Below are 11179 nucleotides of genomic sequence, written 5' to 3'. Positions count from 1 at the left end.
CTACAATAGCCGGCTATCGCCCCGACTCCAAACGCCCCCATGGCAGCCCTTCCGAATCCGCCCGTCGCCGCCATCGCGGCCCGCCACCGTGGCTTGAACCGTGCCGAGATCTGCGACCAGAACTTCCTGGAGTTCGTCCGCGACTGGCAGGGCGATGCCGCCCTGCGGCCGCCGGCCGATGCCCCGGTCCTGCCCGGCAGCGGCTGCACCGTAGCCGATTTCGTCGCGCTGTTCGAATCGCAACTGGTCTCGCGCCACCTGGACCTGATGGCGCGCGTGCTGCGCGTGCGCAACAAGGTCTTCTACACGATCGGATCGAGCGGCCACGAAGGCAACGCGATGGTGGCGCGGCTGACCCGGCACACCGATCCGGCCTTCCTGCACTACCGGTCGGGCGCGTTCATGGCCGAGCGCTTCCGCAAGCTGCCGGACATGGATCCGATCATGGACTCGGCGCTGAGCTTCGCCGCCAGCAAGGACGATCCGGCGTCAGGCGGGCGGCACAAGGTCTGGGGTAGCAAGCCGCTTTGGGTGCTGCCGCAGACCTCGACGATCGCCTCGCACCTGCCCAAGGCGCTCGGCACCGCGATCGCGATCGAGCAGGCGCGCCGGATCGGCCATGCCCTGCCGGTGCCGTCCGATGCGATCGCGGTCTGTTCGTTCGGCGATGCCTCGTCCAACCACGCCACGGCGCAGACCGCGTTCAATGCCGCGGCCTGGACCGCCTACCAGAAGCTGCCGGCGCCGGTGCTGTTCGTCTGCGAGGACAACGGCATCGGCATCTCGGTCAAGACGCCCGATGGCTGGGTCGCGCGCAATTTCGCCGAGCGCCGCGACCTGGACTACTTCTACGCCGACGGCCTGGATCTGGCGGCCGGCTATGCCGACGTCCGGCGCGCGGTGGAGCACTGCCGCCGCACGCGCCGGCCGACCTTCCTGCACCTGCGCACCACGCGGATCATGGGCCACGCCGGCACCGACTTCGAGATCGAATGGCGCAGCGTGGAAGAACTGGTGCAGGTGGAGGCCGGCGATCCGCTGCTGCGTTCGGCCGCGATCGCGCTGGCGTCCGGCATCCACACGAAGGACTCGCTGCTGGCCGCCTACGAGGACATCCGCGCGAAGTGCTTCGCCGCCGCGGAGGAAGCCGACCGGCGGTCGAAGCTGACGACGCTGGCGGAGGTGGTGGAGCCGCTGGCGCCGTACTCGCCGGCGGCGGTCGCCGCCGAGGCCGTGCGCACCGATCATGCCGAGCGCCGCCCGGCGGTGTTCGGCGGCGAGGACAAGCTGCCCGAGAAGCTGCCGCCGCGACACCTGGCGATCCAGATCAACCAGGCGCTGCACGACCTGTTCTGCAAGTATCCCGACACGCTGCTGTTCGGCGAGGACGTCGCCCAGAAGGGCGGCGTCTATACGGTCACCAAGGGCCTGCACAAGGCGTTCAAGAGCGCGCGCGTGTTCAATACCCTGCTGGACGAGACGACGATCCTCGGCCTGGCCCAGGGCTACGCGACGATGGGCATGCTGCCGCTGCCGGAGATCCAGTACCTGGCCTACTTCCACAACGCCTGCGACCAGATCCGCGGCGAGGCGGCCTCGCTGCAGTTCTTCTCGAACGGCCAGTACCGCAACCCGATGGTCGTGCGCATCGCCGGGCTCGGCTACCAGAAGGGCTTCGGCGGCCATTTCCACAACGACAACTCGATCACCGCGCTGCGCGACATTCCCGGCCTGGTCGTCGGCTGTCCCAGCCGCGGCGACGACGCGGCGACGATGCTGCGCACGCTGGCCGCGCTGGCGCGGATCGACGGGCGCGTGACGGTGTTCCTCGAACCGATCGCGCTGTACATGACCAAGGACCTGTACGAGGCCGGCGACGGCCAATGGCTGTTCCCGTACCCGGCGCCGGACCAGGCGATGCCGCTCGGCGAGGGCCGTGTCTACGGCGTGGATGCCGACGACCTGGTGATCTTCACCTACGGCAACGGCGTGCCGATGAGCCTGCGGGCCGCGCGCGAGATCCAGGCGCGCCAGGGCTGGCAGGTACGCGTGGTCGACCTGCGCTGGCTGGTGCCGCTCAACGAGGCCTTCATCGCCGACCAGGCCCGGTCGGCCCGGCGCATCCTGGTCGTCGACGAGGGTCGCCATTCGGCCGGCGTCGGCGAAGGCGTCATCACCGCGGTGGTCGAGGCCGGCCTCGGCAGCACACCGCTGCGCCGCGTCGTCGGCGCGGACACCTACACGCCGCTGGCCGGCGCCGCCCTGGTCGTGCTGCCGGGCGATGCCGACATCGTGGCCGCTGCCGCCGCCCTGGGCTGAACGGATGGCCGCCGCCGGTGCCGCGGCCGCCTGCACGGCCGCTGGCGACGCGGTACGCTGACCGTCCCTTTCCGCCCAGGAGCCGTCCCGTGAGCACGATCACCGTCGCCGTCTTCGTCGGCAGTCTGCGCAAGGAATCGATCAATCGCCGGCTGGCGAAGGCGATCGAGAAGCTCGCGCCGTCCAGTCTCGCGTTCGAGCCGGTCGAGATCGGCGACCTGCCGCTGTACACGCAGGAGTTCGACGGCAGCTACCCGTCGCAGGGCCAGCGCCTGAAGGACCAGGTCAAGGCGGCCGATGCGCTGCTGTTCGTGACGCCCGAGTACAACCGCTCCATTCCCGGCGTGCTCAAGAACGCGATCGACATCGGCTCGCGTCCGTGGGGCACCAATTCGTTCGCCGGCAAGCGCGCCGCGGTGATCGGCGCATCGCCCGGCGCGATCGGCTCGGCGCTGGCCCAGCAGCACCTGCGCAACGTGCTGTCCTACCTGGACGTGGACACGCTGCCGCAGCCGGAGGTCTTCGTGCAGTTCAAGGAGGGCCTGGTCGAGGCCGACGGCACGATCACCAGCGACGGCACGCGCACGTTCCTGCAGGGCTTCGTCGACCGCTTCGCCGCCTGGGTCGGCGCGACGCGCTGAGCGGCGGGGCGGCCGATGTCCGGTGACGCAGCCCGGATCGTACGAACGTCGATGCGCGTTCGTACGCCCGCTGCATCGGAGGCGTCGTGAGCATCGAGCTCGATCACGCGATCGTCCCGGCCCGGGACGCCAAAGCCGCGGCGGCGTTGCTCGCCGCGCTGTTGGACGTGCCGTGGTCGGCGACGGGCGTGGGGCCGTTCTGTCCGGTCTACGTCAACGACGGACTGACCCTGGACTTCGACACGGCCGACGGCCCGTTCCCGGTCCAGCACTACTGCTTTCGCGTCGGCGAGGCCGACTTCGACCGGATCCTGCAGAGGATCCAGGCCCGGGGCATCGCCTATCGCAGCACGCCTCACGGGCCGGTCGATCGCCAGGTCAATACGCAGCACGCCGGGCGCATCGTCTATTGGAGCGAGCCCGACGGACACGTCTGGGAGGCGCTGACCGTCAGCTACGCGCGCCGGCCGCGGTAGGGACCGGCGCGGGCCGCGTGGCTTCCCTGCCACGGTGCTTTCCAGCGCGTATCGTCAGGCGGAACCCAGCCGGCGCGCCTGCTCGCGCAGGCCGTCCAGCGTCCGCGTGAAGTCGGCCAGCCGCTGGCGCTCCTGCTCGACCACGGCGGCGGGGGCGTTGGCGACGAAGGTTTCGCTGCCGAGCTTGCCGTTGCACTTGGCGATCTCGCCTTCGACGCGCTTGGCCTCGCGGTCCAGGCGCGCGCGCTCGGCGGCGACGTCGATCAGTCCGGCCAGCGGGATCAGCACGCGCAGTTCGCCGACGATCGCGGCGGCCGAGGCCGGCTCGTCCTCGCCGTCGGCCAGCCAGCGCTGCGACTCGGTGCGCGCCAGGAACGCGATCTGCGCGGCGAAACGGTCGGTGCGGACGCGATCGGCCGGCTCGCCCTTGGCGAACAGCAGCGGGATTTGCTTGCCCGGCGCGATGTTCATCTCGCTGCGGATGCGGCGCAGGCCGCTCAGCACCGCGCGCAGCCATTCGGTGTCGGCGATGGCCTGCGCATCGAGGCCTGCGGCGAACTCGCCGGCGACCGGGTACGGGCGGATCGACACGCTGTCGCCGGCGATGCCCAGGCGCGGCGCCACGGCGTGCCAGATTTCCTCGGTGATGAACGGCATGATCGGATGCAGCGCGCGCAGGATCGCCTCCAGCACGCGCAGCAGGGTGGTCCGGGTCGATGCCGCGGCCGTCGCGTCCTCGCCGTTGAGCGCCGGCTTGGCCAGTTCCAGGAACCAGTCGCAGTAGTCGTTCCAGACGAACTCGTAGAGCGCCTGCGCGACGAGGTCGAACCGGTAGCTGGCGAACTGCGTCTGCACTTCGTCGAGCGTCACGGCCAGGCGCGAAAGGATCCAGTGCTCGGCCGGCGTCGCCGGTGGCGCACCGTCGTCCGCGCGCGGCCCTTCGACGTTCATCAGCACGAAGCGTGCGGCGTTCCAGAGCTTGTTGCAGAAGTTCTTGTAGCCCTCGGCGCGCTTGAGGTCGAAATTGATCGTGCGCCCGTAGGTGGCCAGCGCGGCGAACGTGAAGCGCACGGCGTCGGCGCCGACCGCGGCGATGCCGCTGGGGTAGTCCTTGCGGATGCGCTTGGCGACCTTCTCGCGCACCTGCGGGATCAGCAGCGAGGCGGTCGACTTGGCGACCAGCGATTCCACGTCGATGCCGTCGATCAGGTCCAGCGGATCGATCGTGTTGCCCTTGGACTTGGACATCTTCTGGCCGTCGGCGTCGCGCACGATGGCATTGATGTAGACCTCGCGGAACGGCACCTTGCCGGTGAAGTACTGGGTGGCCATGACCATGCGCGCCACCCAGAAGAAGATGATGTCGAAGCCGGTGACCAGCACCGCCGTCGGCAGGAAGGCCTGGTCGCCGGACCAGTCGGCGACGACGCGGCCGTCCTCGCGGACCGGTCCGTCCGACGGCCAGCCCATCGTCGAGAACGGCCACAGTGCCGAGGAGAACCAGGTGTCGAGCACGTCGGCGTCCTGCGTCAGCGCGCCGACCGGCGCGACGTCGGCGTGGGCGACCGCGTCGGCCTCGTCCTCGCCGACGAAGATGTTGCCGGCTTCGTCGTACCAGGCCGGGATCTGGTGGCCCCACCAGAGCTGGCGGCTGACGCACCAGTCCTGGATGTTCTCCAGCCACTGGTTGTAGGTGGTGGACCAGTTCTCCGGGACGAAGCGGATGGCGCCGTCGCGCACGGCGGCGAGCGCCGGTTCGGTGATCGCGGTGCGACCGCCCGGCCCGGGCTTGCCGTCCGCCCGCGTCTCGCGCGTGAGGTCGAGGAACCACTGGTCGGTCAGCATCGGCTCGATGACCGCGTCGGACCGCTGGCTGATCGGCACCTGCAGCGTGTGCTTCTTCGTCTCGACCAGCAGCCCCTCGGCATCCAGGTCGGCGATGATCTGCTTGCGCGCGGCGAAGCGGTCCAGGCCGCGATAGGCCACGGGAACCAGGTCGCGGATCGCCAGGGCGGAGTAGGCCGTTTCGGCGGCCTGCTCGATCGTGTGGGCGGTCGATCCGGTGACGGGAATGTCGCCGAGAACCCGCGCCTGCCGGTCCAGGATCGACAACAGCCCGCGCTCGGGCAGGCCGTCGAACAGGCCGGAGCCGACATGGCGCTCCCAGACCTTGTAGTCGTTGACGTCGTGCGCCGGCGTGATCTTGACGCAGCCGGTGCCGAACGCGGGATCGACGTAGTCGTCGGCGATCACCGGGATCTGCCGCCCGGTCAGCGGAAGCTTCAGGTGTTTGCCGATCAGGTGCCGGTAGCGCTCGTCGTCCGGATGCACGGCCACGGCGACGTCGCCGAGCATCGTCTCCGGCCTGGTCGTCGCGACGACCAGGCCGTCACCGCCATCGGCGGCCGGGTAGCGGATCGACCACAGCGAGCCGTCCTTCTCCTCGTTGTTGACTTCCAGATCGGACACCGCGGTTTGCAGCACCGGGTCCCAGTTGACGAGCCGGCGGCCGCGATAGAGCAGGCCGTCGCGGTACCACTGCACGAACACCCGGCGCACCGCGGTGGACAGGCCTTCGTCCATCGTGAAGCGTTCGCGCGACCAGTCCACCGACGCGCCGAGGCGGCGCATCTGGTGCGTGATGGTCGAGCCGGACTGCTCCTTCCACTGCCAGACGCGTTCGACGAAGCGGGCGCGGCCGAGGTCGTGGCGCGACTGGCCCTGGACGGCCAGCTGGTTCTCGACGATCTTCTGCGTGGCGATGCCGGCATGGTCGGTGCCGCCCTGCCACAGCGTGCGGTAGCCGCGCATGCGGTGATAGCGGGTCAGCGCGTCCATGATCGTCTGCTGGAACGCATGCCCCATGTGCAGCGTGCCGGTGACGTTGGGCGGAGGCAGCAGGATGCAGTACGGCTCGCCGTCGCCGCGCGGCGCGAAGCGGCCGTCGGCTTCCCATTTCGCGTACCACTTCGGCTCGATCTGGCCGGGTTCGAAGCTTTTTTCCATGGTGGTCACATGTCGTTCTTTTTGAGTTCCAGTCCGCGACGCTTGTACTCGCTCCAGCGCTGGCGCGAACCGTCGCGTTCGGCCGGATCGGCGGCGACCACCTCGAGCACGCGCTCGAAACGGCCGATGGCGCAATGGTCGCGCAGGTTGATCACCAGCGGCCGGTCCGCGGCATCGGTGCCGGGCGGGACGATCAGCACCGGTGTCACCGCGTCGTCGTCGTCACCGGCGATCTGGTGCGGGATGAACGCCGACTCGTCGAATTCCCACAGCCTGGCGTCGAGCGCCTCGGCCTGGTCGAGCGACCGCACCAGGATCAGCGTCGGCTGCCCGCTCGCGAACGCGCGGCGCGTCAGTTCGCACACGAGCAGCAGCGGATCCTCGCGAAAGCGCGGCTTGTCGATCAGGTAGAAGTCGGCGCGGGCCATCGTTCAGATGCCGGACGTGGGGAGCGGCCCGGCGCGGAATCCGAGCATGAGGCCGCTGCCGATGCTGGAAGCGACCGTCAGGGCCACCACGAAGGCGAAGAACAGCGCGATGGGCACCAGGCGCAGGCCCGGCCGGCGCGTCTTGTACAGGTAGTAGGGGACGAAGAAGATCGCCAGCAGCACGATGCCGATGTTGAGCCAGAGCGGACGGCGGATGTCGAGCTGGGCACTGTCCAGGTGCAGCCAGCGAAAGCCCAGCAGCATCAGCACGATGTTGGCGGCCAGCTGCGTGCCGGTCAGCGCCGCCTGCTGGCCGAAGTCCGGGTTCATCGCCACGTTGACGACGCCCGAGACCAGCGCCACGCCGAGCATGGTCGCGATCGTCGAGTTCTTGCCGCGCTGCAGGGCGTCGTCGGGGGGCGTGTTCATCCGCAGCGATCGATCAGGTACTGCACCAGCAGCGGCACCGGCCGGCCGGTCGCCAGGCCCTTGCGGCCCTCGTCCCAGGCGGTGCCGGCGATGTCCAGGTGGGCCCAGCGGAAGCCGTTGGTGAAGCGCGAGAGGAAGCAGCCGGCGGTGATCGCACCGGCGTACTTGCCGCCGATGTTGGCGACATCGGCGAAGCCGGAGTCGAGCTGGCCCTGGTAGTCGTCCCACAACGGCAGGCGCCAGGCGCGGTCCAGCGTCGTCTGGCCGGCGGCCAGCAACTGGTCGGCCAGTTCCTCGTCCTTGGTCATCAGGCCCGAGGCATGCTTGCCGAGCGCGACCACGCAGGCGCCGGTCAGCGTGGCGGCGTCGATCGTCACCTGGGGGTCGAAGCGCTGCGCATAGGTCAGCGCGTCGCAGAGGATCAGGCGGCCTTCCGCGTCGGTGTTGAGCACCTCGATGGTCAGGCCGGACATGCTGGTGAGGATGTCGCCCGGCCGGTAGGCCGCGCCGTCGGGCATGTTCTCCACGGCCGGCACCAGGCAGACGAGGTTCAGCGGCAGCTTCAGTTCCACCGCCGCGACGAAGGTGCCGAGCACGCCGGCCGCGCCGCACATGTCGAACTTCATCTCCTCCATGCCGGCGCCCGGCTTGATCGAGATGCCGCCGGTGTCGAAGGTGATGCCCTTGCCGACCAGGGCATAGGGCTTGTCGCCGGCGCCGCCGCCGCGCCACTGCAGCACGATCAGCTTCGGCGGGTTGGCCGAGCCTTGCGCGACGCCGAGCAGCGAGCCCATGCCGAGCTTGAGCATGTCTTCGCGCTCGAGCACTTCCAGCGTGACGCCGCTGCGGTTGTCGGCGATCGTCTTGGCCTGGGCGGCCAGGTAGGCCGGATTGCAGATGTTCGGCGGCAGGTTGCCCAGCTCGCGCGCGAAGCGCACGCCCTTGGCGATGGCCAGCGCCTCGCCGAGTGCCTTGTTGCCGGCCGCCGTGTCGGCCGCCACCGACAGCGCCAGCGCCTCGATCTGTGGGCTCTTGGGCTTGTCCTTGGGCTTGAACGTGGCGGTATAGCGGTAGGCCTGGTGGTCGGCGGCCAGCGCCAGCGTGCGCAGCTTCCAGCCGAGGTCGCGGCCGGGGACGTCGATCTCGGCCAGCGTGGACAGGGCAGCGGCGATCGGCAGGCCCTTGAGTGCGCGCGCCGATTCGTAGGCGGCACGGTTGAACGCCGCGGCATCCATCTTCTTCTGCTCGCCGAGGCCCACCAGCAGGACGCGCGGCGCGGCCACGCCTTCCAGTGCGAACAGCAGCGTCGTGTTGCCGGCGCGGCCGGTCACGTCGCCGCTCTCGATCAGGCGCTTGATCGCGCCGCCGGAGCGCTCGTCCAGGCGCGCCGCGGCGCTGGTCAGGACACGGTCCTCGTAGAGGCCGGCGATGACGCACGGTGTCGCGGCGGATTCGGGGGATTCGCGGGTCAGGCTGAACTGCAGGGTCATTACGGGCACCAGGGCAACGGGATTTGAATCGCTTGCGCGGGCCGGGCAGGTACACTGCGCGACCGGATGCGGCACAGCCCGGCAGTTTAACAGGCGCCGGCCGCACCCCCTATCCCCGAAGCCCCGGCCCGGCCGGAACGATCCCGACCCGCATGCTGCGAATCATCGACCGCTACCTGCTGCGAGAGCTGGCCCAGAGCTTTGCCGCGGTCTCGGTCATCCTGCTGCTGATCACCGTCGGCAGCACGGTAGCCGACCTGCTCAACCGGGTCGCGCGTGGACGGGCGCCGGCGGACCTCCTGTTCGTCCTCATCGGCCTGCGCACGGTGGACGGCCTGACGGTGCTGCTGCCGCTGGCGATCTTCCTCGGCGTGCTGATGGCCTACGGCCGGCTCTGGCGCGACAGCGAGATGGCCGTGCTCTCGGCGTCCGGCCTGGACCTGCGCGGCCTGGTCCGGCCGCTGCTGCTGCTGGCGGGGCCGGCCATGCTGGTGCTGGGCCTGGTCTCGTTCTGGCTCGCGCCGGCCTCGGTGCGGCTGGCCGACCGCCTGCTCGACGACGCCAACCGCTCGATGATCGTCGCCGGCCTGGAGCCGGGCAAGTTCGTGTCGCTGCCGGGAACCGACGGCGTGATCTACGTCGCCGGCATGTCCGAGGACGGCCGGCGCTTCCAGCGCCTGTTCGTCGCGACCGAGCGCGGCGACGAGGACGACGGGCAGCGGCGCATCGACATCATCACCGCGCCGAGCGGCGAGATGTACCACGACGCCGACGGCGAAGGCCGCTACCTGGCGCTGATGGACGGCTTCCGTGTCGAGGGCCGGGTGGGCGCGGACGACTACCGCCTGATGCGGTTCGCGCGCAACGACGTCAAGCTGCCGTCCGGCGAGGCCGACCAGGGCAGCGACAAGAGCAAGCGCTCCGCACCGACGGCGCAGCTGTGGTCCAGCGACGACCTGGTCCAGCGCGTCGAGCTGCATTGGCGCCTGGCCTCGCCGCTGTCGGCCCTGGTGCTGACCCTGCTGGCGCTGCCGCTCGCACGCTCCAATCCGCGCGAGCCGCGCTACGCGCGCCTGCTGATCGCGGTGCTGTGCTACTTCATCTACGCCAACGCGATCGTCCTCGGGCGCGCCTGGATGGTGGCGGGGAAATTGTCGACGGCGGTCGGCTACTGGTGGATCTATCTGGCGACGATCGCGATAGCCGGCGTCCTGGTCTGGCGTGGGCAGCAACTGCGCCGGCCGCGCGCCGTGCGGGGTGCCGCATGAGCGCGCGGAGCTGGCGGCGGCAGACCGACCGCCTGGTGGCCCAGTCGGTCCTCGGTGCGGTGGCGCTGACCTGGCTGGTCCTGGTCGGCATCGACGCGTTCATGGCCCTGATCGGCGAGTTCGGCGATGTCGGCAAGAACGACTACGGCATCGGCAAGGCGGTCACCTACGTCCTGCTGACGGTGCCGCGCCGGCTCTACGAGATGTTCGGCTATGCCGCCCTGATCGGCGGCCTGCTCGGGCTCGGGGCGCTGGCCGGCAGCGGCGAGCTGACGGCCCTGCGCGCGGCGGGCCTGTCGAAGCTGCGCATCTGCGCTTCGGTGGCGCTCGCGCTGTTCGTGCTGACGGTGGCGGTCACGGCGATCGGCGAGACCCTGGCGCCGCTCGGCGACCAGCGCGCGCAGGCGCTCCAACTGGCCGCCAAGTCCAACGACGTCACGCTGGCGAAGGGCGGCAGCCTGTGGGCCCGCGACGGCGACAAGGTGGTCAGCGCGCGCCGGGCGCGCACGCTCGATACGTCCTCGGGCACCGAGCTGGAGCTGTTCGGCGTGCGCGTGTTCGAGTTCGATCCGGACGGCCGCCTCTCGGTCCTGATGCTGGCCGCGCGGGCCACGCATGCAGGCGGGCGCTGGCTGCTCCACGACGCGCGCAGGACCGAGTTCGGTACGGATCGCGCGAACACGACGCTGTCACCGCAGATGGACTGGAACTCGCGGCTGGACGCGCGCCTGCTGTCGCTGAGCATCGTCCGTACCGACTACATGTCCAGCCGCGATCTCGGGCGCACCATCCGGACGCTGGAGCGCAACGGCCAGGAGGCTTCGCGCTATCGCGAGGCGTACTGGAAGCGGCTGTTCTATCCGCTGAGCGTCCTCGTGCTGGCGTTCTGCGCGATGCCGTTCGCGTTCGGCGCGCTGCGCAGCGGCGGGCTCGCCAAGCGCCTGTTCATCGGCATGGTGCTGGCGATCGGCTTCTACTTCCTGCAGAGCGCGATCGTCAGCATGGCCACCGTCTACGGTTTCCATCCGGCGCTGGCCAACCTGGTTCCGCCGCTGATCTTGGTCGCCGCGGCCTTCGCCTATTTCAGGCGTCACGCCTGACGCGACGGCGCGTCGCCGGCCT

General features: G+C 70.1%; 9 protein-coding genes. 5 read left to right on the top strand and 4 right to left on the bottom strand.

The window, feature by feature from the left end:
* Positions 1 to 39: 39 nt before the first annotated feature.
* The 3 genes from I596_RS15125 (at position 40) to I596_RS15115 (ending at position 3436) form a co-directional block, all read left to right on the top strand.
* Positions 40 to 2319: a thiamine pyrophosphate-dependent enzyme gene (locus tag I596_RS15125; protein WP_067649773.1), complete on the top strand. Its 2280-nt coding sequence runs from the start codon at positions 40 to 42 to the stop codon at positions 2317 to 2319.
* 89 nt (positions 2320 to 2408) lie between these two features.
* Positions 2409 to 2960 carry an NADPH-dependent FMN reductase gene (locus tag I596_RS15120; RefSeq protein ID WP_067649770.1) on the top strand — a complete coding sequence of 184 codons (552 nt, stop codon included), beginning with the start codon at positions 2409 to 2411 and terminating at the stop codon, positions 2958 to 2960.
* A gap of 86 nt (positions 2961 to 3046) precedes the next feature.
* Positions 3047 to 3436, top strand: coding sequence for a VOC family protein (locus I596_RS15115; RefSeq protein WP_067649767.1), 390 nt, complete (start codon positions 3047 to 3049; stop codon positions 3434 to 3436).
* 54 nt (positions 3437 to 3490) lie between these two features.
* Here the strand turns inward: I596_RS15115 and I596_RS15110 are convergent, their stop codons facing one another.
* The 4 genes from I596_RS15110 to I596_RS15095 are packed head-to-tail and all read right to left on the bottom strand — an operon-like array spanning position 3491 to position 8789.
* Positions 3491 to 6451, bottom strand: coding sequence for a valine--tRNA ligase (locus tag I596_RS15110; protein ID WP_067649764.1), 2961 nt, complete (start codon positions 6449 to 6451; stop codon positions 3491 to 3493).
* Positions 6448 to 6870 (bottom strand): DNA polymerase III subunit chi, encoded by a 423-nt coding sequence (locus tag I596_RS15105; protein ID WP_067649761.1) that lies wholly within the window; start codon positions 6868 to 6870, stop codon positions 6448 to 6450. Before I596_RS15105 ends, I596_RS15110 begins: the two co-directional genes overlap by 4 nt.
* Before the next feature lie 3 nt (positions 6871 to 6873).
* Positions 6874 to 7299 carry a hypothetical protein gene (locus I596_RS15100; protein WP_083965624.1) on the bottom strand — a complete coding sequence of 142 codons (426 nt, stop codon included), beginning with the start codon at positions 7297 to 7299 and terminating at the stop codon, positions 6874 to 6876.
* Complete coding sequence (locus I596_RS15095) at positions 7296 to 8789, bottom strand: leucyl aminopeptidase (protein ID WP_067649758.1); 1494 nt, start codon at positions 8787 to 8789, stop codon at positions 7296 to 7298. Before I596_RS15095 ends, I596_RS15100 begins: the two co-directional genes overlap by 4 nt.
* A 152-nt stretch (positions 8790 to 8941) precedes the next feature.
* On the opposite strand from I596_RS15095, the gene lptF reads away from it, so the two are divergent.
* Positions 8942 to 10057: an LPS export ABC transporter permease LptF gene (gene lptF, locus I596_RS15090; RefSeq protein ID WP_067649755.1), complete on the top strand. Its 1116-nt coding sequence runs from the start codon at positions 8942 to 8944 to the stop codon at positions 10055 to 10057.
* On the top strand, positions 10054 to 11157 hold the full coding sequence (gene lptG / locus I596_RS15085; RefSeq protein ID WP_067649746.1) for an LPS export ABC transporter permease LptG: 1104 nt from the start codon (positions 10054 to 10056) through the stop codon (positions 11155 to 11157). Before lptF ends, lptG begins: the two co-directional genes overlap by 4 nt.
* Positions 11158 to 11179 lie beyond the last annotated feature (22 nt).

This window comes from Dokdonella koreensis DS-123 (assembly GCF_001632775.1).
Taxonomy (GTDB): domain Bacteria; phylum Pseudomonadota; class Gammaproteobacteria; order Xanthomonadales; family Rhodanobacteraceae; genus Dokdonella; species Dokdonella koreensis.
The sequence above is the reverse complement of the archived record's forward strand: the minus strand, read 5'-3'. Positions and strand labels throughout refer to the sequence as shown.